This is a genomic window from Anaerocolumna jejuensis DSM 15929 (assembly GCF_900142215.1).
Classification (GTDB): Bacteria; Bacillota; Clostridia; order Lachnospirales; family Lachnospiraceae; genus Anaerocolumna; species Anaerocolumna jejuensis.
On the sequence record NZ_FRAC01000019.1, the window covers coordinates 89,306 to 113,041 of the forward strand.

Genomic DNA, 23,736 nt, shown 5'->3' on the forward strand with positions numbered 1-23,736 from the left:
TTTAAAAAATTGCGGGTATTCCCCGCATTTTTTCAGGCATTCTCTTTTCTTATCCTTTACCAATTATAGATTTTCGCAAATCCAGCATAATAAAACTCTCTTAGCTGCTTTGCATAGAGCATGCCATCTTCTCTTCTCATATCATGGCGCACGATTTCAAATATTCCGGAGAAGTAAGCGCTGGTTACGATGTGCAGAAATTCCGGACTGATATTTCCCTTGCAGATGGCATCATCTCCTGTCGCTTCCATATACTTCACCGTATATTTCATCTCGATCTCCACCAGCTGATTCAGAAAATCTGAAAACTCTGTTCCGCCTGAGCATTCTAAAAGCAGTTTGAAAACATCATAATGATCATAGATATAGGCCACAAATTCTTCCGCTTCCATCCCGCTGTATTCAGGCATATTCTGTTTCTGATAGTCCGCATCCTTCTGATGAAAGGATTCCTGCACGTCGATAAACCAGTTTTTTATTTCTTCCACCACCGGAGAAACAATGGCATGAAACAGGCCTTCCTTATTGTGAAAACGGGTATAAATAGAGCCGGTACTGGTACCTGCCTCCTGGGCAATCGTCCGTAAAGAAGCCTCCTGAAAGCCTTTTGCCAAAAACTCTTTTTGGGCGCATTCATACACCTTTTCATAGACTCCTTCAATTTGTTTTGCCATAGCCTGCCTCCCTGTATATTCAAAACAGTGTTTCATAACACTGTTTTGAATATACGACCAATCTTCTTTTTTGTCAATATTATTTTTAAATTTTCTATAAAATCATCCTGCAATATCACTTTACTTCCACTGTCACTTCGGGGTATTCCCCTCCAATGAGATTAAACTTATTCCGCCTTAGAAAAATAAGATATACTGCCGTAGCAGTGCTTGTAATAAATGCTCCTTTATCTTCCGCTTAAATGCTATCAAGTAATTTATCTACCTGAGGCAGCTTTGCTGTTTTGGGGTTATGGATTACTAATTCGCCCCGCATTACCATATCAACTTCTGATAAAGCCCGTAAATCAGCTAAAGGGTTATGCTTTATTACGATTATATCGGAAGCTTTACCGGTCTCCAGAGTGCCGGTCAAATGATCTATTCCAAGAATTCTGGCATTCTGCCGTGTAGCATTATGTATGGCCGTTTCCGGCGGCAATCCGGCATATTTTACTATATAGTCAAGTTCGCGCCAGGTATTATACTGTGTAACATATGGGCAGGAGGAATCTGTCCCAAGTCCCGTCAAAATACCTGCCTCAGCCGCCTGAACCAATCCTTTCACCATTCCCTCGAAAACAATCCTAGCATTTTCAATATTGACAGAATTCATGAGAGTATCCTCCGGCTTTAACTTGTATATCGTAACTGCGGGATAAAGGGTTGGAATCAGACTGGAGTATCCGCGAAAAGATTTGGGATTGTTTAAAAAAAGCTCAATAATTTCCTGGTCAAGAATACTGCCATGTTCAATCGTATCCACTCCTCCCAGCAGGGCTGTCCTTACTCCCTCGGTGCTTTCGGCATGAGCAGCTACCAGAAAACCCATTTTATGAGCTTCTTCACAAACAGCGGAAACCTCCTCCAGTGTCATTTCCAGACGGCCCGCCTGACCCACCTTCCGGCTGTCAATTACACCTCCGGTCACACATATTTTTATTAAGTCAACTTGTTCACTTACATTTTTGCGAACTAACCTTCTCGCTTCCCAGGGAGAATCTGAGATAAGGGCAAAACTTCCGGCACCATGACCGCCTGTGACAGAAATAGCAGGGCCCGATACAATCAGTCTTGGCCCCTGAAGCTTTTCGGAATCTATCAGGTTTCTCAGTTTAATATCGGAATACAGCAGATCACCAACGGCTCTTATGGTCGTTACTCCCGAATTAAGTGCAGTAAGAGCATGGTTTTTCACCATACGGTCAAGTACTTTCCGCCCAAGCTTCGTGCTTATTATACCAGCTATCCGCTTCTGTGCGTTACCCCCGCTAAGAGCTTTCATCGGTTTTCCGCTGCCGAACAAATGGACATGGGCATTTATCAGCCCCGGCATAACATATTTATTATCAATATCAAGACAGGTATAGCCTGCCGGTGTTTTCACTTCCGATGCTTTTCCTATTTGTTTGATTTTACCCCTGCTTACCAATACCGTCATATTTTCCTGATAACCGGAATGGATACCATCGATAAGCCTGCAATTTGTTAATGCATAACCTGACATAATAATATCTCCTTATCCCTTTATTATTCCTTATTATAACAATTCGTATATACGTCTCTATTGACTTTATTTGTTTTCAAGGATAGTATTATAAATAATTTTTAAAGCTCGTTTTTGGAGGAAAGAACATGAATATTATAAAGCTGAAACAACTCAGGAGAGCTAAGGGCTATACTCTATCCTATCTTAGCAGCATAACCGGCTGCACATCCAGCTACCTGTCCCAGCTGGAACGAGGCCTCAAACAGCCGTCTCTTGAAATGCTCAGACGAATCAGTAATTCTCTTGACGTTACAGTATTTGACCTTTTGTCAGAAAATGAAGCTGCTGATACTATTACCGGAAATACCCCCGGTAAAAAGTATGATATCATCCGGCATCATAGCAGAAAAAAATTTATTATGCCGGAGATACTCACCGAATACGAATTCATTACACCCTATTCTGCTGAAAAAAAAGATAACCCCCGTGTCAGTGGTATGTACATCACACTCCTGCCGGGTAAATGGTCGTGTGAAAAACCAATTTCATTAAACTTTGATTTTAGTATATTTGTCATTCAAGGAAAAGTGAAAGCCTCTCTGGACGATGACACCTTAATCCTTGACCAGGGGGACAGTGCCTATATATATTCTGGAATACAACACAATTTTTATAATGCCTGGGATACCGAGCTTATTATGATTGGATATGGTATCAGCTGCCTGTAAACCAAGAATCCTTGTCAAGCTTTAAAAGGGTTAATATTAACTCTCAGTTAATTAACTGTGAGTTAATATTAACCCTATCATTTTTCGCTGTCAATATAAATCAGATTTATGACATGGCAAGTGCATGAAGGAAGTTTATGGAAGCGGACGATGACCAAGGGGGTTGTTTTGGAGTTTTGTTACGCGAGAACCCTTATTCTACTAAAGCAGCAGAAAACGTAACTGGCAGGTAAATCAGCGCCAAACTCGCTGTGACAAATATGGCTGTGTCAGTTAACGAGCTCAAACAGTGGCACTGTTTTACCTAGTCACGTTTCCTGCCGCTTAAGTGTCATAAGGAACCTCTTGAGACAAAACTCCAAAACAATCCCCTTGGTCATCTGTGTATATTCATTATTTGGTCCTATGCGTTTGCTGTGCCTAGTACCCTATAAGACTAAAACTACAAAACAACTTAAGAGGGTTTATTGCCAATACCCAGATGATTTTGGCTTACCTTTCATAATTTTCTATTGAGGAGTTCCCTAATGACACTTAAATGGCGGCAGCTGTTCCTAGGTAAAATTATACCACTGTCTGAGCTCACAGCTCCACAAAAAAACAACCTCCCAGCGAGTTTGGTATAATTTCACCTGCCAGGAACAGCTGCCGGCATTTTAGTGGAATTTGGAACCCCGAACAAGAAAATTACGAAAGGTAAGCCAAAATCATCGTCCGTTCCCAACCCCCCCTTATCTATCTACTACAATCCTCAAAGGATAAACGCATGAGTAAATTTATAATGATTCATGCATATGTCGTGAATTTCAGATGATTTAACGTGAATTTCCATCTTCCCCAATATGTGCATTTTCATATACAAACTGCATTACCCTATCGGCTAGAAAAACGAAATGCAGGTCGGTGCCATTTCCCATTTTATCTGCCAATTCCTTTTCTGTGGCAACACCAAAGAATTTGATTCGCTGCTTCACTTCCTGTTTGTACTCTTCCTCATTCACTGCAATGTTTTCCGCCTTTGCAATGGCGTAGACCAAAAGATCGCTTTTTACATAATTCAAAGCCTTTGTCTGAATATCCTCTTCTGTAACACCAAAATATTTAAGAACCTCCTCATAGGATTTTCCAAATACACCTATATATCCTTTATACCCTGCCTTTACCTGGGTTATCTGGGTATCCAGCATATCCTTGGGATACTTGATCAATACCGCCTGCTTCAAGGCCGCATCCCAGGCCCGATTCATCAGATCGTTCTGCCGCGAGGATTCATTTAACTTTTCCAGATTCTTTTTAATGACTTTTTTATATTCTTCGATTGAATCATAGCCTGAAACAGCTTTTACATTTTGGCTTGTCAGGGTGCTTTCTCCAGTCCCCTTCAAGGCGTAGGCAATCTGTTCCTGAATATCTTCATCGGTAATTTTCTTGTTTTTAGGCAGTTCTACTGCTACTCCTACATAGTTTCCTAGACGAATACAGGAGGGGTAATCCTCCACTGTCATTGCTTTGTTTACCATTTTGGCAGTTCTGTCCAATTTTACATTACTGTCTATTTTTACATTACCATCTAATTTTGTATCACCGTTTATTTTAACGTCACTGTCTAATTTTGCATCACCGTTTATTTTAACGTCACTGTCTAATTTTGCATCACCGTCTATTTTTCTACTGCAGCCGGATAACTGAAAAGAGCATATGATTATTAACAAAAGCCAAATATATGATTTTCTCATAAATCACTCCTTTCTGCTTCAAAGCTTATGATTGGTTATGGTGTTTGCCATAACCAATCATAAAATATATATAAAGAGGGGGGGGGAACGCGTTACTTATTATCTTACAAATTCAAATTCCATACCATTGGTTGTAAATACAGGAATCGTATCTAACGGAGCATCACACTCTGCAATAGTTCCTCCTTCATAGGTCTTACCAGTATTTACACATTTCCATTTCTTTCCTTCCGGTAAATATACGGAGCGCTTTCTCATGCCCTCATATAGTACCGGCGCAACTAAGATATCCGGTCCAAACATATATTCATCGTTTATATCCCAGCAAACTTTCTGATCCGGGAAGTCATAGAATAACGGACGGATTACCGGAGTACCTTTTTCGTGTGCTGCCCTCATCTGCTCTTTTACATAAGGTCTTAAGGCTTCCCTTGTCATGGTGCAGGTCTTTAACATTTCATATACATCCTCACCATAGCTCCAAAGCTCATTTTCTGCGCCGCTTCCAAAGGGTTCATTGAACATCTTAGCTGCATCAGATATATTAAAATCTATGGGAAGACGGAAGCCGTGAAGCCTGGTAACCGGACAGAACAAACCGAACTGGAACCAGCGTACCAGCAATTCATGGAATTTCGGATCATGAATATCTCCGCCGGTGAAGCCGCCAATGTCAGTAGTCCACCAGGGAATACCTGAAATTCCTGTATTAAGACCTGCGGCAAACTGCCTCCTCAGGCATTCGAAGGTAGAGTGAACGTCACCGGACCATAATAGGGTTCCGTATCTCTGGCTTCCTGCCCATACGCATCTTATCAGATTCAGGATATTCTCCTGTCCCTCTGCTTCCATGCCCTCAAAGAAGGTCTTGGCATATTCAAAGGGATAGAAATTGCTGACCTTAACAGCCGGCCCATTATAATAGCGGAAGTTGTCAAAATCGTAGTGGAACATATAATCCGGCTCTGCTTCATCCAGCCAGAATACCTTGATTCCATAGCTATAGTAATTCTTCTTTGCTTTTTCCCATACATATTTTCTGGCTGCCGGATTCATTGCATCATAGAACACTTCATTTCCCATAAAGTTCATATTGGTTGGAGTAGCTCTTTCCGAACGGACCAGGTAACCGAGTTCTCTCATTTCTTCGTAATTCTCACTGTTTACATCCACTGTGGGCCAGATTGATACCATCAGTTCAATGCCCATTTCCTTCAGCTCATCCACCATTGCCTTGGGGTCCGGCCAGAACTCAGGGTCGAACTTCCATTCACCCTGCTCCGTCCAGTGGAAAAAGTCGCACACAATAACTGATATCGGAAGTTCTCTTCTCTTATACTCCCGTGCCACTTCCAGCAGCTGCTCCTGGGTGGTATAACGCAGCTTGCACTGCCAGAAGCCGGTTGCAAAATCAGGCATCATAGGTGTTTTACCGGTTGCTGTGGCATAAGCTTCTTCTATTTCCGCAGGTGTGTCACCGGCAGTAATCCAGATATCAATATGCTCGGAACAGTCCGCTTCCCATATGGTAACATTATTGGCAAAGGTCACGTTACCGATTGCCGGGTTATTCCACAGGATACCATAGCCCAGATTGGAAAGAGCAAAGGGAACGCTTGCCTGTGAATTTCTCTGGGCAAGCTCTACGGAACAGCCCTTCATATTCAGCTGTCGCTCCTGGCGTTGTCCAAGGCCATAGATTTTTTCCTCATCCCTGCCTTCGAAACGAAGTTTGATTTTATAATCACTGGAGCCGATAATCGATCTGAACTCACGTCCGAATACTGCTAACGCACTGGTCTTTTCACCGCCATCGTTTACTCTCCAGAATTCCTCCAGTAAGGTTTCCCCTTTCTGGTTGTAATAGCTCAGCCATCCAAATTCATTAAATACTGCTTTAATCTTACCGTTTACAATGGATGCCGTGTTTTCTTCTACCGTAATCTTTGCATCACATGCTTTTCCAGGCAGTAACGCCCAGTCTTCCTCACTGACCTTTGCTGTTTTGGTTGCCCTTACACGGAAGCTGTTCTCTCCCCAAGGTTCAACCTGAACGGTTTCACCGCCATTAACGTAGATTAACTTATTTTTTTCCTGTAAAAATGCCATATTAACACCATACCTTTCTTTATAATAGGACTGCCTTTCCGTTATGTATTAACCCTGACAGTCATTTAGCTTTCTCCATGATTTGCCATATATCCTGCAGAGCAGCCAGGTTGCCAGGCACCCTGCGGGATTTAGATAAAGGATTTTCTTTTTACCGCTTGTATTTCATGTATCGATACCGCTTTTTACGAGCCTTGCATAGGAAGCTCAAACCATCATTGATTTTTTATTCTTTTTCACTGCTTTTACTAATCAGGTGCCACAAATCTTATGTATGAAATGTTATCCTGTTAATAACATACCCTTTCCTGTCCTATGGCACCTGATTTTATTCTTTTTGTGAGCTGCTTAATGAGCTGTTCTTATGATTATTTTGAAATATAGTAATTGTCGCAGGTTTCTTTCGTTACGATGCTGGCACCACTGTCCGCTGTCTTCGGAAGAGAAGGATATCCTTTTTCCATCCAGCCGTCAACGGGATTGATTAAGCCGTGTTTAATAAAATACAGATATACCATGGACCAATAACCCTGTGCGTAGGGAGCCTGGCTTACAGTAGCTTCTACCGCACCGTTCTTGATTGCATCAAGAGTCGCATCATCCGTATCGAAGGCCACAACCTTAATCTTGCCGGTAAGATTAGCCTCTGCAAGTGCCTGCTGGGTACCTGTGCTGGCTAAGAGTAATGCACAGAATACATATTTCAGATCCGGGTTATTCGTTAACAGTCCTGCTACGTTGGAGGCACAGGTAACTTCATCGGAACCGGAGTCAACCACCTGAACCAGTTTTATATTCGGATAGTTTGCTGCTAAAGTTTCAGAAAAACCTTTGATTCTTTCATTGATATTGGATTGTCCTGTTGTTGTTACTGCCGCAACCTTCCCGGAGCCGCCTAATTTATCACCGATATAGTTTGCTGCCGCAGCTCCTGCTGCATAGTTTTCTGTTCCCAAGAATGTAATACGGTCACTGTTCGGACTGTCAGAGTCAAAGGTTACAATGTTAACGCCATCTGCAACTGCCTTATCAATAACCGGTGCATAAGCATCTGCATCCATACAGCTTACGGCAATACCCGCGGGCTTTTTCGCACAGATTTGTTCAAAGGCTGTAACAGCCTCATTAACATCATATTCCGTCGTTCCGCCATAAACAGATGTTACACCAAACTGTTTTGCCGCATCCTCAAACCCTTTGTAACAAGTTTTCCAGTATGAATAACCGGATAAAAATGTAACCATGTAATATTCTTCACTGGGATCTCCGACAAACGAAGCATTTGCTGTCTCAACTGTACCGCCGGATGAGGTACCTCCCTCTTTTGTCTGATCCCCGTTTGATTTGTCTGCAGTCTCTTTTTTTCCTGAATTATCTCCTGTTGTCCTCGAGCTGCAGCCTACTGCCCCAAAAATCATCAATGCCACTAATAGAACCGCTGTCAATGATCTCCATAACTTTCTCTTTCCCATAGAACCATACCTTCCTTTCTTTTTCTTGTACTCCTCTATAAAAGTAAATATAAATTAGGCTTTATATTTACGTTTATGACTTAACAAATCAAAGAGTATTGCTAAAATAAGTATTGCACCGGAAATAAGACTCTGCCAGTTAACATCTACATTGAACAGTACCAGGGCATTACTTATTACACTTAACATAATGACACCGACAACCGCCCCAAGAATTGTTCCTTTTCCTCCGGTCAGACTGGCACCGCCAATAACTGCTGCAGAGATTACTGTCATTTCGGAACCGGCTCCCGTATTGGAGGTCGCTACACCAAACCTGGCAGAGGTCAGAATACCTGCAACCGCAGCCAGAGTTGCCGTGATAATGTATACCATCTGTTTTACTTTCTTTGCATTGATACCTGACAGTATGGCGGCTTTTTCATTGCTTCCGATATAAAATACCTTCATGGCAGCGGAAGATTTTTTAACCAGGAAGTCACCCAATACAGCCATAATAATGAAAATCACTACAATAATAGGAATACCAAGGATACTGGATTGTCCCAATTTCTTAAAGGAACTGATATCTGCACCGGCAGGTAAACTTAAGGAACTGCCGGCTGTCAGAACAAATACCGCACCACGTGCGATCTGCTGGATGCCCAGGGTTGTAATAAACGGATTTAACCCAACACGTCCAATCAAGGTACCTGTCAATAAACCGACCCCAATACATACTATCAGGGCAAGGATTGCTGCAAACCAAACATTTAATCCCATGCCTGCAAATACCACGGTCAAACAGGCTGACAGACCCATAATTGCACCAACCGAAAGATCAAAGCCTCCGCTGACCAAGGCCAAGGTCATACCAATTGCAATAATACCGTTGCAGGCCAGGCCAATCAGTGTTGTCCTGATGTTGGTTGCGCTCAGGAAAATCGGTGATTTGATTGAAATACCGATAATCAATATAATTGTTACCATTAAAACATTAAATTCTTTAAATGACCTAATCTTCCCCAAAATGCCATTCTTTGCGCTTTGCTGCATTTTTCCCATAAATTTTCCCTCCTAATATTCACAAAACTCAGAAATCTTTGCAATAATGTTTTCTTGCGTAATATCCTCTCCCTTTAGCTCTCCAACTAAATTACCGACATTCATGATTACTACTCTGTCACACATTCCTACAATTTCAGGCATCTCTGAGGAAATAATCACAACACCTACTCCCGCTTCCGATAACTCCCGCAGCATTGCATGGATTTCTGTTTTGGCACCTACATCGATACCGCGTGTGGGCTCATCCATAATAATTAATTTTGGATTCAGCGCCAGCAGTTTTGAAATCATAATCTTTTGCTGGTTACCACCGGACAGATTGTTCATAATCTGATTGACCGTTACATATTTGATATTGATCTTCTGTTTATAATCTGCCATTTGCTTGGTTACCATTCGCCGGTTCAGCAATCCGAACCTGGATATATTCTTCAGCTCCGGAGCCATCATATTTTCAAGCAATGTCATTGCTACGAACAGCCCGTCCTTTTTACGGTCCTCACTAAGATAGCAAATTCCATTATTTAATGCATCTGCGTAACATTTAATCGAAACCTTGGTTCCATTCAGATACACCTCACCTGACTTTGACTTGTCGATACCGCAGATTGCTCTCGAAACTTCCGTGCGGCCGGAGCCAACAAGCCCGCATAGACCAAGGATTTCTCCTTTTCTTACCGTGAAGCTGATATCCTTAAATTCCGGCAGTCTGGTAAAGCCTTCAACATGTAATATTTCTTCCTTCTCATTCACACAGGTGCTTTTATTGGGATACAGCTTCTTTACCTGCTTTCCTACCATTGATGAAATCACATGGTCGCTGTTGGTACTGCCGGTATCCAGGGTTTCAATGAAGTTGCCGTCACGCAGCACGGTAAGCCTGTCCGTAATTTGGAAGATTTCAGAAAGCTTATGACTTATGTACAGTATTCCTATCCCTTGCTTTTTGATATCTTCAATTATATTCATCAGCTTCTGTGCCTCAGATTCATTAAGACTTGATGTAGGCTCATCGAAGATAATGACCTTGCAGTTTAAGGAAAGTGCCTTTGCAATTTCAACAATCTGCTGCTGCGCTACACTTAATTCTTCCACTATCTGATCCGGTTTAATCGAACTTTCAAAGGGCTCAAGTACTTTTTCCGTCATTTCATAAAGCTTTTTCCTGTCAATAAGACCTCCTGTTTCGGGCAGGCGTCCAATAAATACATTTTCGCCTACCGTCACATGGGAACAAAGTGCCAGTTCCTGGTGAACCAGACCAATACCAGCTTTTTGGGCATCGCTTGGATTTTTGTACTCCTGCTTTATACCATCGAGAAAAATATCACCGTCATCCGGCTGGTGTACACCGGAGATAATATTTACCAGAGTTGACTTTCCTGCTCCATTTTCGCCTATCAGTGCATGTATTTCGCCTCGTTTCAGTTCAATTGAAACACCCTTTAAAACCTTCGTTCCAAGAAAACTTTTTTGTATGTTTTCAGTACTTAGGATAATATTATTTTCCAATAGTCTGCTTCCTTTCTAATTTTTGTTTTTAAGTTTTTTTTATATTTAATGTTTGTTTCATGTTTATATTTTATCGTTTATTTTCGTTTTTGTAAAGAGGATTTCGTCGCAAGTTGTCACATTTGTTAATATTGCTCAAATTATGTTTTATATTTTGTGCATTATTACTTTTATCTTTTTCGTTTCTTATCCTTTTGTTACATTTCTCCAAAATAACGAATAGGAGGATTTTTTCATTTCATTGTTTATTTCTTGTTTACACCTTGTTTATTCATTGGATTTTATTATAGTATTGCAAATATTAACAATTTCTTTTATAATAATAGTATTGTATTATTGAGGGAGAGAACACAGATGTTACCGGTAGAACGACTTAATCGAATAAAAAAAATAATTTCCGATAAAAAACAAATCGATGTGTTGACCTTATCGCAGGAGCTTAATGTTACGGAAGCCACTATTCGAAGAGATTTAGAGAAGCTGGAGAACGAGAATTTTCTAAAAAGAACTCATGGTGGTGCTGTCCTGAATGATGCGTCGATTGCAGTTTCAAATTTATTTGATATCAATGAAAAGGATGATTCCTCTTATAAGGTAATCAGTAAGATCGCATCTAAATTTGTCAACAATAATGAAGTTATATTCTTAGGCCCTGGCATTACCTCCAGATATATTGTCAGAGCATTTGATGATAAAATCAATTTAATGGTAGTAACCACCGACTTATTAGTTGCCAGTGATTGTGCGCAATTCTGCCCCCAGGTCAAGATATTTCTTCCCGGAGGCGAATTAAACAGCTCTAATCTTCAGCTTTCCGGACGAATCACGGATACAAGTCTGAAGTCCTTTTATTTTGACAGCGCATTTTTCGATATTGACGGAATAACCCTTGAACGCGGGTACAGTGCTTCTTCACTGGTAAAAGCATACATTATACAGGATGTTGTTACAATTTCCAAGCAGAATTTCGCGGTCTGCACCCATAATAATTTTGATACGGAGTCTGCCGCCATTGTGGGCAATATCAATATGTTTGACAATATTATCTCAAACGAATATGCTCCGCAGAAATTTAAGGAATACTACTTTATGAACAACAAACGTTTCTTTGCAACCTTTGATGCCTTCAGGAGCTGAATATGAAAAACACCATTTTATCATATCAAAATGTTTCCTTAGTTATTAATAATACCCCTGTCTTAAAAAACATCAACCTTACCATGCAGGAAGGCGAATTCCGCATTCTTCTCGGAAGCAACGGCTCCGGCAAATCATCCCTGACCCGCATCCTGGGAGGAATTTACCCCTATGGGCAATATTCAGGCAATGTTTATTTTGATAATCAATTACTGCACCTGAGTTCTCCAAAGGATGCGATTCTGAAGGGGATTATTCTGCTTCAGCAGGATACCTACCTTTATGACCAGTTATCGGTTGCTGAAAATCTTTACTGCCTGTTTCCGGGAAATAAGTCTGGACTGAGTCAAATGTCATCCTCACAGAAAATTGCAATGACAGAGGCATTATTTAAGGAGTGGGATATTAATCTGAATCCCAAAAAGCCCATCAGCAGGCTGAATGCCGGCCAGAAGCGGATTATAGAATTATTGCGTTTAATGTTAATTGATAATGCACCAAAGCTGCTTATTTTAGACGAGCCCTTGAATAATTTAAGTGACAGTTTCTTAAAAATGTTTTATCGGATTATTGAACATTTTATCAATGCCGGTACAGCAATCCTTTATATTACCCACCGTCTTGAGGAGGTCATGCAGTACGGCAGCAGCATCTCCATTGTAAAGGACGGCGAGCTTGTAACCACCTTTGAAAATCCAAGTACCGAAACGAAGGATGTTTACAAATTGCTGTGGAGCAACCTGACCTCAAACCGTTACCCGAAGCTCACCCTGAAAAGGGGAAATGAGGTATTTTGCGCAGAGCATCTGGGAAACGGCGATACCCTCCGGGATATCTCCTTTACCTTATACAAAAGGGAAATCATTGGAATCACCGGAGTAATCGGTGCCGGCAAAAGCATCCTGGCAAAGACCCTGTTTGGACTTTGCCCTGCCTCAGAAGGAAAATTCTATGTGGATTGCCTGGAAGCAAATATTCAATCGCCCCAGGATGCAATTAACCTCGGCATAGCTTATATAACCGATGAACGGATTGACGCAGGCTTATTTATGAATCAGACCTCACTGGAAAATGCATTCAGCCTGGGCTCCTTTTCATCCAGAGGACTTATCCGGGAAACCCCCTTTGAGCACAAGCAGTTTGCAAAATACAGCAAACGTTTGAATCTGTTCATCGACTCTCAGAGCAATCCGGAATTCCTCTCCGGCGGAGAGCAGCAAAAGCTCTTACTCATGCGCTGGTTCATGACTGCCTCTAAAATATTTATTTTTGATGAGCCAACCAGCCGCCTGGACATTGCTTCAAAAACAGATATCTATAATTTGTTCAATGATTTACTGCTAAAGGATGCTGCCATTATTGTCTGCAGCTCCGATTTGGAAGAGCTGACCGGTATCTGCGACCGGATTCTTGTATTGAATAACGGACGGATTACCTATGAGGCTGAGCGGGCGGATAAAACCAGCTTTTCTGAATTATACCAGCATATTGGGCTGGAGTAGCTACTGCTGCAAAATCATCAGTCTACAGCGGATTCAGTCCTTCCAGATAGGAATAAGTCAGGCTGCCACTAAAAGTTGAATAACCGGAACACTCATTATTGCTGCTTTCCAACAAAGAGTGTTCCAACTTTTTCTCCCTTCATAATCTTATATAGCGCAGATGGATTTTTACCATTTATGATAACGGTATCAATTCCCTGCATGGTTGCCAATTCTGCTGCCTGCAGCTTCGTTTTCATACCTCCCGTACCACGGCGGGAGCCAGCTCCTCCGGCTAAGGTTTTTATTTCCTCACCTATTGAAGTTATACATTCCAGCCGTTTTGCATTAGGATGGAGGCGGGGGTCCAAGTCAAAAAAGCCATCAACGTCAGACATAATAATAAGCTTTTGTGCTTTGCACAATACAGCAACAACAGCTGACAGCATATCATTATCACCAAATAACCTGTCCGCAGACTCAATTTCGGTATAGCTGACTGAATCATTTTCATTAACAACCGGTATAATCCCCATTTCAAGCAAGGCACCAAAAGTATTTATCAGGTTTTCCTTCTTTCCCTCGACTTCCATATCCTCGGCATTCAGTAATATCTGTGCTATCGTTTTATCATAGTCATTGAAGAATTTATCATATAAATGCATAAGGCTGCACTGCCCGATTGCAGCGGCAGCTTGTTTCAAAGGCATACCTGCAGGACGTGTTTTCCTTTGCAGTTTATTTGTACCTATTGCTATCGCACCGGAGGACACTAATATAATCTCATATCCCATATTTTGAAGATCGGATAATACACAGGCAAGGCGGTCAAAAGAACGCAAATCATTTTGCCCTATGTCATTTGTCAATGTGGAAGTTCCGACTTTTATTACAATTCTATTCTGATACTTTCTCACCTTACACCTCTATTATAGCTGGAATATGTCCAACAAACGGCAGAAAATTATGGATAATTTGAGCTGTACTGATTTTCAAAAAACCGGTAGTTGTACCGTCACTGCACCCATACCATTCTTCAGCTGCAACCTCTTTGTCAATCACAATCCCCACCGCATTTTTGTTATCATGAATAGCACTGAAGACCGTAGCCGCACCAATTTTAGTTCCCAACATGCTTTCCATTAAACCAACAGGAGCAAAAGATACACGTGACACCTTCAATTTATTGCTGAAATCCTTTGACTTAAATGGTTTATCACCTAATGTAATGAAAAGATAGAAAGCAGTTTGCTGCCTATTGCAAAGAAATAGGGTTTTTACCATCTTCATATCTAATTTTCTGTCAATGTTGATACATTTTTCCATGGTAATTGCCGCGTCCGTCGCAACACGTACAAATGGAATATGCAGACTTTGCAATATTCGATAGGTTTCTTTTTGCAGTGCGGTCTCAAACTTATCCGGTGGTGTTGTGTAAATATCACTTACATAAAACATAATTTATTCCCTTCCTTTCCCTTGAAAGCTTTGTGGAAATACTGTATCATAAATCAATGGATTACAAAAGTGAATGTTTATCATGTAAAGCATGACAAATTCAGATGTTATGAGGTTAACAAATTATGGATATGAATATTCAGAAATATATGGCATTTGTTAGTACGGTAGAGCATGGGAGCTTTACAAAAGCCGCAGAAATGCTGCACTATTCCCAGTCCGGAATCAGCCGTATGATAACCGACTTAGAAAAAGAATGGGGTGTCTCAATTCTTGAACGCGGCCGCTCCGGTGTGCGATTAACTTCGGATGGCTTAAAATTATTGCCCTATGCAAAAAGCGTCTGTGAGGAATACCGGAAGCTGCAGACACAGGTTGAAGAATTGAACGGACTGCAATCCGGACTTATTCGGATAGGTACGTTTTCAAGCGTAGCAACACATTGGCTTCCAAATATTATTAAGGAATTTCAGAAGGACTATCCTAATATTGATTATGAGTTATTATTGGGTGATTATATGGAGATTGAAAACTGGATTTTAGAAGGGCGTGTTGATTGCGGATTTCTTCGGCTTCCAACAATACCGGAGCTTGAAACCTTTTTCCTGGAACAGGATAAGCTGCTTGTGGTATTGCCCGAAAACCACCCGCTTGCCAATTGTGATTACTTTCCAGCCGACGCTTTAAATGACTATCCTTTTATGTTACTGGAAAAGGGTGCTAAAGCAGATGTCTCAGAAATATTCGAGGAATGCAGCGTTTCTCCTAACGTTCATTTCACAACTTGGGACGACTATGCAATCATGTCGATGGTGGAAAGCGGTTTGGGCATCAGTATTTTACCGCAGCTTATATTACAGCGCGTTCCCTACCGTATAGTAACAAAGGAATTGGAAGTACCCGCTTACCGAAAAATTGGATTGGCTGTAAGAGATAAAAAGAGTATGTCTCTTGCCGTTAAGAGATTCTTAGATTATATGAAGTACAGGTCACCAAATTAAATCCAAGTGCCGTTTATTCATAGCCTTATATTATCTTTGCATTTGACAACTTTCATAACATGAAATATACTTGACATATATCAATTGCATTCAATAAACATTATATTTTAAGTACTTTTGTGAGGTTAAATTATGGAAAATAATAATGAAAAACAAATATCAGCAAGAACCCAGCTCGAATTAAGTCTTGGTGAACAGCTGAACGCCCTTATAAGTGCATCCCATGCTCTTAATGTCAGAACCGCCGCTCTTTTCGATTCGACGCTGCAGCCGGCGGCTTTTCTGATTGTTCGCTGGCTTTTATCCTATGGACCGGCAACTGCTACCACACTGGCTGAATCCACTGCTATGGACAGAAGCTCCGTCAGCCGCCTTGTGGCACAGCTGAAACAATTAGGTTATGTACAAAGCGAAACCTCTCCGGAGGATCGCCGCGGAGTGATAATATCACTGACAGAGGCCGGACGGGAAAAAGCATCAAATGCTATTAAAGAAAAGGAAAAGGAATTTTATAAACGCATATCAACCTGGGAAAATTCAGACCTTGAAACCTTTATTGACCTGCTTAGAAGTTTTAACGTGAATGGAAGCAGCTCTTCACTTTAATTGCTCTGTAAAAGAACCCTGTAAAGAAGTGAAATAAACTACTTTTATACAGGGTTCTTTCTATAGGTGCTGTTTTTACACCGAAACAGCCCTCTTTTTTACTTTTTGGATAGTTTAATCAGGATAGAATCTTCCAATAATGAATCCCTTTTATAGACTCCTGAATAGTGAAAAATCTTCCCACTGTTATATTATTTCTTATTATCATAAAAATCTTTAAACTGCTTCTGATACTCTGCCACATAGTTATCAATACCTGCATTTTTCAGCTTCTTTAACGCTGCTCCGATTGCTTCATCGTAATCTACAAAACCATAAGTAATCGGCTGAAAATATTCCTGCTCGACAGCCTGAAGCATTGCATATTCCGTATTAACCGGTGTCACATCAAAAACAAAGCCAAGGTCCTTCTGGGGTATACTGCCTTCATTCCAGTTTTCATAGGTTTCAATCTGGTCTTTTGTGATGTAGCTTTGATAACGCTTAAAGTTGATATTATCCGGAAGCCAGGTATCAAACAAGGTATCCGAATTAATCATTTCCAATTGTCCGCTGTCCGTGATATTATAGTCTTTTCCTTTTACACCATATAAAATAAAGTCCACCCATTCCTGGCTGCTTTGAAGCAGATTGATCAATTTTACATATCCTTCTTTTTCCTTCCCTTCAACATTGGCACTTACAGCGAATGCAGTTGAATAAGTACCGCGGGACATTAAAGGCTTTTTACTGACATCACCGATATAATAGTTTTTAAATACGGCGTTGGGTGCCGCTTTTCTGACCATATCTTCATATTCAAATACACGGTAGCTTGCCCCTACTGCAAAAAGTGCTTTTCCATTGGAAAATTCCGCATCAGCCTGAGAGCCATTGGATAACGCATAGCTTGGAATCAGACCCATCTTATTCCATTTTCTTATAATTTCGCATGCTTGTTTGTATTCATCCGAAGCATAGTAATTATATACCGTAGAATCCTCCGGTTTATTACCATCTGTCGATACAAAGCTGTTCAAACGGTGCACATTCATCTCCGATGCAATTGCTCCATTCAGCATCTGGGGGACTATCCCTCCTCTGGAGAAGCCTATCATATCCGGATATTTCGCTTTTGCCAGGGCATAAAATTTTTCAACATCTTCCACTGTTTTCAGATCTGTCATTCCTACTTCCTTCAGAATGTCTTCTCTCGCAATAATTACATAGTTCTCACCGGCATTGGGCTTGTTGCCAAAGGGTAATGCATACAGCTTACCGTCTATTTTCCAGGTATCGAAGCCTTCTTCACCCCCGCAGTTCTTCTTCAGATCACCAGCATATTTGTCAGCGGCTTCTGTTAAATCAGCATAGTATCCTTTTGCCACACATTTTGCCAGAAATTGAACATCCGTATAGGTCACAAATTTTTCCCCGGTAGAAAGCATCAATTCCGTTTTTCCTCCGGCATACTCTGACCATGGCAGATACTGGACAGTTACATCAACATTAATTGCCTCCAGCACCTTATCATGGAATTCATTTGCTGCAAAATCACTCATCCTCTCCGATCCTTCCCCATAAAGAATCAGCGTTGCCGTTGTTGGTTTCTCCTTTGCAGTCTCCCCTGTCTGAGTCTCTGAAGATGATTTCTCTGTCTTCGTGTTTCCACACCCCCCAAGTACCAGCAGCATAGTAATTGCCACCAGCAATACCGCCATGAATTTTTTCATTTTCATGCTTATCCTCCTTTAAATAAAATAGTATTGTTAATCAGTTTTCACTGTTTTAACCTTTTAATGCCCCAACCGTAACTCCCTTTACAAAATGCTTTTGGATGAACGGATAAACCAGAATAATCGGCCCAATGGCAATGCATGTGATTGCCATTTTTATTGTCTGCGCAGGCAGCACAACATGGGAAGCTAAACTGCTGGATGGATTGGATGCCAAAAACTGAATATTTGACATCATTTTATATAGGATGTACTGGATTGAATAATATTTTTCATTGTTAATCAGCATAAGGGGCAGATAAAAATCATTCCAATACTGCAGCGCATAAAATAACGATATCGTAACGATACCTGCTTTTGACAACGGCAGGATAATTTGTCCCAAAATGCGAAAATGACCTGCACCATCGATTTTAGCGCTTTCCAATAGTTCATAGGGCAGCCCTTTGATAAAATTACGCATCAAATACATATTAAAAACATTCATAGTATAGGGCAGAATCATTGCAAGCATATTATCCTTCAGGCCAAGATACTTTGTACATATTAAATACCAAGCCATCATACCTCCGTTAAATAACATGGTGAAATATGCAAAAAATGCTAATTTGCTACTATGCTTGAAACCTTTTACTGAAATAACATAAGCATAGCAGACAGTAACAACTACCGACAGAAATGTTCCTGCAAACGTATTAATCAGACTCACTTTGTAGGCATTTAATAATTTTCCTCCCTGGGTTTGGAATACATATTTGTAAGTTTCCAGCGACAGGGCATCCGGGATAAGGCTAAATCCATGATTTGCCACCTCCGCCTCCGATGTGAAGGACCCAATAACTGCAAAAACAATCGGAAAAATACAAATTACAGACATAATGCCCAAAAGCAGATAAAATGAAACAATCAAGACTTTATCTCCTGTTATTTTTTTCTTTTTCATTCTTCTGACTATCCTTTCTTCTCTAATATCCTGGTTTTATGTAATAACCTTCCTGTGTCCATGTTCATCATTTTTAGAATAACGTAGAATCTTTATCAAACTTTCCGCTGATTTTATTTGCAGCTACCACAAAGATGAATCCGAAGATTGACTGATACAGCGCTATTGCAGATGCAAATGCCATTTCTCCGTTTCGGACTCCGCTCCGGTATACGAAAACATCAATTAAATCTGTTGTAGGGAACAATACCGGATTTAAGTTTGTAACACCCACAATCATATTTAAATTTCCTTTCAGTATATTTCCTACGGAAAGCAGGAATAAAATTATAATTGTTGGCTTTATTAAGGGCAACGTTATTTTACGGATGCACTGCCATTTTGTAGCACCATCCACCTTTGCTGCTTCGTACAAAGAAGAGTCAATGCCGGTTAATACACCGTAGTAAATAATAGAACTGTATCCGCTGCTTTGCCATACATTTACGATGACCAGAATAAGGATCCATGCTTTTGGATGTGCATAAAAATCATAGGGTTCCTTCCCAAAAGAAATCAGCGCCTGATTAATCAATCCACTTTCTGAATTTAACAATGCGAATAAAATTGCACCCACTACCATCCAGGAAATGAAATATGGCAGAAACATAATACTCTGGGAAACCTTTATAAAAGGCTTGTTTTCTATTTCATTTAACATGATAGCTAAAGTTACGGCAACTATTGTTCCGATTGCAAAAAACAAAAGATTATACATTACGGTAAGTCCCGTTGCCCGCATAGCAGTAGAAATATTATGAAAGAAGAACTGAAAGTTCTTTAATATAGGATCCGCCCAGGGGCTTCCATATATCCCCCCTCTAAAGTTATAGTCTTTGAAAACAAGCAGAATTCCTGTCATTGGAAAATAGGAAAACAGCAGCAAAGAAATCACTCCCGGTAATGCCAGTATATACAAGGGTCCGTCCTGCCGAAGCGACGCTAATCTGTTTTTGCCCTTCTGTCCGGACTTTCGCCTGACAATTCTTTTTTCTTTTTTCATAAATAAAATATCCTCCATTCCTGCCCGAACGAATTTCTGATTTTTGTCATTCGCATCGGTACTGGTTTCATCTATTTGGTATTCGTAATTATAGCTTACGGATTTTCAGTAATCTATAAAAAAAATACATAATCCTTGCAATAATCCATTATCTTATTGCAAAAACTATGTATTAATTTTATATTATATATAAATTTTATCTATTATTTCGATAAGCAGACGGTGATGTACCAAATTTTTTCTTAAATTGTGCTGAAAAATAAGAAACACTATTGAAACCACAAACTTCAGCAATCTTTTTTACACTTGCTTCCGGATTTATTAGCAACAGCTCTTTTGCATAGGTAAGACGCAAGTCATTTACATATTCAGGAAATGTCATTCCGGCATATTCGTTAAACAAACGGCTGAAATAGGATACAGAAATATGAAACCGATCCGCCACCTGTTCCAGGGATATGGTATCACTTTTATAATTTTCCTGGATATATGCAATGGAATCCATCATATTTATTCTGATTGATTTTTCCTGCGCAACTTTTGTTTCCAAGCAAGTATCCATCATTATCTGGGAAAAATATAATACTAATTGTTTTTGATCAAATAATGATGTGATTTTTACATAGTGGTTTAAGTAATATGTCTGGTATTGCTTACTATTTAATGTAAAACCACTGGCTATTTGATTCATTTCTGTTGCAAATTCCGCAAGAAAGAGCAATTCTCTTTTAATCTCATATCCGTTAATGTCTCTTAAAAGCGGCTCCAGCAAATCTATTGCTGTCTGGCAATCTCCTGCCTTCATGTAATCCAGGATATTACTGTAATTCTTTTTTGGAATATCGGCGTCAATCTTATTATTCAGGGCTTCCGTATCCATTATTATTTCACTTTGTCCCAAAATATTGTACTTTGTGCAGGAAAACACTTTACTAAAATACGGCCGTAAATCTTTTTCCTGATCTATTACTTTGGAGATTGCACAAAAACACCGGATTCCCTTTTCCATTTCAACCTCATTGATAACTTTCATCAGTTCAGCTTTTAATTCTTCTCTTAAGGACAGTTTATTAATTCTTTTTTGTTCCTTTATCAGTAATAAAAAAGAATCCCCATCCTCTTCTTTGAATATTTGCAGTTTACATCCCTTACACAAGGTCTCCATTGTGGAATGAACTTTTATTGACAATGCATTAAGCTCCATGCTGGCATATTCTGTCCAAAACAATACAAAAACGCACTGCTCCCCTCTGTCCGATAGCATTAATGCACTTGGTATTAAATCTGTCTGAGTGTTTCCTCCCAGGTATCGTAAGATTTTATTGGAATAATATTGGGAAGATATTGCATTAATCTGACTCAAAATCTTTTCATTGGTCATTTCCATTTTCTTAATGCTATATTCTTCATCGCCTAAAACCATAAAGGAAGAGCTATCCCATAATTCATTGAAAAATTTTTTTATTGGATAATAAATCTTATTTGCCATTATAACGGAAATTATCAATACCAGCAGAAGAACCGGGATAGAAGTTATAAAAATATTTTTTCCGGCTTCCTTTAACTTCTGCGAACTAAATTGAAAATCCTGAAGCATAACAATGTAGGTGTTTCCTTGAACATTGCTTTTACTATTACAGATATATTTTATCTGATTCAATACTATTTCCTTGCTCTTATAAGTCTCTGTCTGATTCCTGATAGCATTCCATATTTGAAGCCTGTCCTTATCTGCAATCTTATCTTTTTCTGCTAATATCTCTCCGTCTTTGCTGAAAATAAAAAGATAATTTCCATTGTGGTTCTGCTCTAAAATTTTTTTCTGAAGCTTCTCGAGATTTATAATATAAATAATACCTCTCTCCGGCTTTCCATACAAAGTCTCTCTTTCCGTCTGGAATATACAAAGTTTTTGCTTCTCTCCCTGTTTTATTAAGAAGTATTGCATATCATCCTTTGATGCCTGCAATTTCGTTATTATTGATTTTTGTTCCTTTTCTCCGGGATAACTGGCTCCGGAAATAAAATCTATTGTCTGATTACGATATAGACAAATATAATCTATCACACCATTATTTGAAATAATATTATTCAGGGAGCGGCTGATTTTATACTCCCTTGCAAATTCCGAAGACGCGGAGTAAAGATAATTTTTAATATCCGGCTCCTGAAAAGTATTCTGCAGCTGCGTATGGTATAAATTAATATAATTTTCATAAATATTATCAATATTATCCAATTGCTCAATTCCCATTTCAAATATCTGTTTCTTCAGATAGGAATTGAACCACGAAAACAGAGAAGTAATCATAATAAGCTGTGCCAGCGCTCCGACCAGAATATAAGTGACTATCAATATCTTATAATAATGCTTATTTGTGATTTCAAAGTTCCTGTTCCTGACCTTCCACATAGTAAACCCCACTCCATTTTAAGTTTTTGGCAATAAGATATAAGCTTATTTCGCCCAATAACATAAATAGTTCCTAATTAACTTATATCATAAATTGTATAGAAAAGTACTTTTGTAATCAAGTCAACTCTTGTACAATTGTGGATTTTATTTGTGTTTCAAGTTTAAACCGCCATTCCTTACTCTATTTCGCGATATTCTCTGGGTGCCTTACCTGTTATTTTCCTGAAATTACGATGAAAGGTCCTGAAATTATTATAGCCGCATTTTGCTGCCACTTCACCTACTGTTTGCTGGGAGTTTTTCAGCATATAGCATGCCTGGGAAATCCGATACTGATTCAGGTAATCTGTAAAGGTCATGTTCATCTGCCGGACAAACAGCTTTGACAGATATGGATAGTCATATTGCAGATGTTTTGCAACATCTTTCAGGGTACAATCCTCCGAATAATTTTCCTCAACATAGAGCAGCATCTTATAAAACACCTTTGCCTGTGCTGACTGCTGTACAGGGATAAAGGATTTCTGATTTATGAGTTCAGCACAGACTCCATAGATAAAGCTTTTCTGGCTATAGACAGAATTCAGCTTACTAAAAGGAACACTTTCCGAATGCAATACATTGTCATCTGGAATTACACTTTTAAAATTCATGAAAAAATCGCCGATCAATTCTGGCGAAAATAAGATAATTGTAATATCCGAGCAGTCTATGGTCTTAAATTCATGCATTTGATTCGTAAAAATAAAGACCATATCATTTTCCTTCAGCAGATATTCTTTTTGATCAATGGATACATATAGTTGCCCATTATTAACATAGATTATTTCATATGCACGGTGAAAATGAAGGGGAAAGCTATAGTTTTTTAAAGGAAAGAAATCAAAGAAATCTTTTCCCTCCACTCCGTGTTTTTCAAAAAAGACCATACTGGCAATACTCCCCTTTCTTCCATCCTTATCCCCATGCATATCTAAGCTTGCTTGTGATACTGCTTAAATAGAAAGATATAAAATGCAACGAATTCTTCAATCTAACTAATTTTACCGGCTCTCTGCCGCTAATTTGGGCAGCCTTCCACAACACTAATATTGTCTTATACTATACTATATTTTGAATAGAACTGACAAC

19 protein-coding genes are annotated in these 23,736 nt (G+C 39.6%); 5 read left to right on the top strand and 14 right to left on the bottom strand.

Going from position 1 to position 23,736, the window contains the following annotated elements; all coding sequences use genetic code 11:
• Positions 1 to 56 precede the first annotated feature (56 nt).
• Entirely contained in the window at positions 57 to 674 is a 618-nt protein-coding gene (locus tag BUB77_RS18085) for a TetR/AcrR family transcriptional regulator (protein WP_073278247.1), read from the bottom strand.
• Between the two features lie 238 nt (positions 675 to 912).
• Positions 913 to 2,220 carry an amidohydrolase family protein gene (locus BUB77_RS18090; protein ID WP_207650848.1) on the bottom strand — a complete coding sequence of 436 codons (1,308 nt, stop codon included), beginning with the start codon at positions 2,218 to 2,220 and terminating at the stop codon, positions 913 to 915.
• A gap of 128 nt (positions 2,221 to 2,348) precedes the next feature.
• On the opposite strand from BUB77_RS18090, the gene BUB77_RS18095 reads away from it, so the two are divergent.
• Positions 2,349 to 2,930 carry a helix-turn-helix domain-containing protein gene (locus BUB77_RS18095; protein WP_073278249.1) on the top strand — a complete coding sequence of 194 codons (582 nt, stop codon included), beginning with the start codon at positions 2,349 to 2,351 and terminating at the stop codon, positions 2,928 to 2,930.
• 815 nt (positions 2,931 to 3,745) lie between these two features.
• Here the strand turns inward: BUB77_RS18095 and BUB77_RS18100 are convergent.
• From BUB77_RS18100 to BUB77_RS18120, 5 genes are all read right to left on the bottom strand, one after another.
• Positions 3,746 to 4,666, bottom strand: a complete 921-nt coding sequence (locus BUB77_RS18100; RefSeq protein ID WP_073278250.1) for a trigger factor — start codon at positions 4,664 to 4,666, stop codon at positions 3,746 to 3,748.
• A gap of 99 nt (positions 4,667 to 4,765) precedes the next feature.
• Entirely contained in the window at positions 4,766 to 6,775 is a 2,010-nt protein-coding gene (locus tag BUB77_RS18105) for a glycoside hydrolase family 31 protein (protein WP_073278251.1), read from the bottom strand.
• 368 nt (positions 6,776 to 7,143) lie between these two features.
• Positions 7,144 to 8,247, bottom strand: a complete 1,104-nt coding sequence (locus tag BUB77_RS18110) for a substrate-binding domain-containing protein (protein WP_073278252.1) — start codon at positions 8,245 to 8,247, stop codon at positions 7,144 to 7,146.
• Between the two features lie 54 nt (positions 8,248 to 8,301).
• Positions 8,302 to 9,291: an ABC transporter permease gene (locus tag BUB77_RS18115; RefSeq protein ID WP_073278253.1), complete on the bottom strand. Its 990-nt coding sequence runs from the start codon at positions 9,289 to 9,291 to the stop codon at positions 8,302 to 8,304.
• A gap of 12 nt (positions 9,292 to 9,303) precedes the next feature.
• Complete coding sequence (locus BUB77_RS18120; protein WP_073278254.1) at positions 9,304 to 10,806, bottom strand: sugar ABC transporter ATP-binding protein; 1,503 nt, start codon at positions 10,804 to 10,806, stop codon at positions 9,304 to 9,306.
• A gap of 354 nt (positions 10,807 to 11,160) precedes the next feature.
• Between BUB77_RS18120 and BUB77_RS18125 the strand changes: the two genes are divergently transcribed.
• Both BUB77_RS18125 and BUB77_RS18130 read left to right on the top strand, forming a co-directional pair.
• Positions 11,161 to 11,943: a DeoR/GlpR family DNA-binding transcription regulator gene (locus BUB77_RS18125; protein ID WP_073278255.1), complete on the top strand. Its 783-nt coding sequence runs from the start codon at positions 11,161 to 11,163 to the stop codon at positions 11,941 to 11,943.
• Positions 11,944 to 11,945: 2 nt separating this feature from the next.
• Positions 11,946 to 13,445: an ATP-binding cassette domain-containing protein gene (locus BUB77_RS18130; protein WP_073278256.1), complete on the top strand. Its 1,500-nt coding sequence runs from the start codon at positions 11,946 to 11,948 to the stop codon at positions 13,443 to 13,445.
• A gap of 95 nt (positions 13,446 to 13,540) precedes the next feature.
• Here BUB77_RS18130 and proB read toward each other — a convergent pair whose 3' ends face one another.
• Positions 13,541 to 14,341, bottom strand: coding sequence for a glutamate 5-kinase (proB, locus tag BUB77_RS18135; RefSeq protein ID WP_073278257.1), 801 nt, complete (start codon positions 14,339 to 14,341; stop codon positions 13,541 to 13,543).
• Position 14,342: 1 nt separating this feature from the next.
• Entirely contained in the window at positions 14,343 to 14,882 is a 540-nt protein-coding gene (locus BUB77_RS18140) for a prolyl-tRNA synthetase associated domain-containing protein (protein ID WP_073278258.1), read from the bottom strand.
• A 125-nt stretch (positions 14,883 to 15,007) separates the two neighbouring features.
• On the opposite strand from BUB77_RS18140, the gene BUB77_RS18145 reads away from it, so the two are divergent.
• Both BUB77_RS18145 and BUB77_RS18150 read left to right on the top strand, forming a co-directional pair.
• Positions 15,008 to 15,883: a LysR family transcriptional regulator gene (locus tag BUB77_RS18145; protein WP_073278259.1), complete on the top strand. Its 876-nt coding sequence runs from the start codon at positions 15,008 to 15,010 to the stop codon at positions 15,881 to 15,883.
• A 132-nt stretch (positions 15,884 to 16,015) separates the two neighbouring features.
• The gene (locus BUB77_RS18150) at positions 16,016 to 16,489 is read left to right on the top strand and encodes a MarR family winged helix-turn-helix transcriptional regulator (protein ID WP_073278260.1); all 474 of its coding nucleotides are present in this window, start codon (positions 16,016 to 16,018) and stop codon (positions 16,487 to 16,489) included.
• Positions 16,490 to 16,680: 191 nt separating this feature from the next.
• On the opposite strand, the gene BUB77_RS18155 is transcribed toward BUB77_RS18150, so the two are convergent.
• The 5 genes from BUB77_RS18155 to BUB77_RS18175 all read right to left on the bottom strand — a co-directional run bounded on the left by BUB77_RS18155 (position 16,681) and on the right by BUB77_RS18175 (position 23,576).
• Positions 16,681 to 18,207, bottom strand: a complete 1,527-nt coding sequence (locus tag BUB77_RS18155) for a DUF3502 domain-containing protein (RefSeq protein WP_073278261.1) — start codon at positions 18,205 to 18,207, stop codon at positions 16,681 to 16,683.
• 49 nt (positions 18,208 to 18,256) lie between these two features.
• Positions 18,257 to 19,147, bottom strand: a complete 891-nt coding sequence (locus BUB77_RS18160; protein WP_073278262.1) for a carbohydrate ABC transporter permease — start codon at positions 19,145 to 19,147, stop codon at positions 18,257 to 18,259.
• A 73-nt stretch (positions 19,148 to 19,220) separates the two neighbouring features.
• Complete coding sequence (locus BUB77_RS18165; RefSeq protein ID WP_073278290.1) at positions 19,221 to 20,189, bottom strand: ABC transporter permease; 969 nt, start codon at positions 20,187 to 20,189, stop codon at positions 19,221 to 19,223.
• A 196-nt stretch (positions 20,190 to 20,385) separates the two neighbouring features.
• Positions 20,386 to 22,602 carry a helix-turn-helix transcriptional regulator gene (locus BUB77_RS18170; protein ID WP_073278263.1) on the bottom strand — a complete coding sequence of 739 codons (2,217 nt, stop codon included), beginning with the start codon at positions 22,600 to 22,602 and terminating at the stop codon, positions 20,386 to 20,388.
• 179 nt (positions 22,603 to 22,781) lie between these two features.
• Positions 22,782 to 23,576 (bottom strand): AraC family transcriptional regulator, encoded by a 795-nt coding sequence (locus BUB77_RS18175; RefSeq protein WP_207650849.1) that lies wholly within the window; start codon positions 23,574 to 23,576, stop codon positions 22,782 to 22,784.
• Between the last annotated feature and the right edge of the window lie 160 nt (positions 23,577 to 23,736).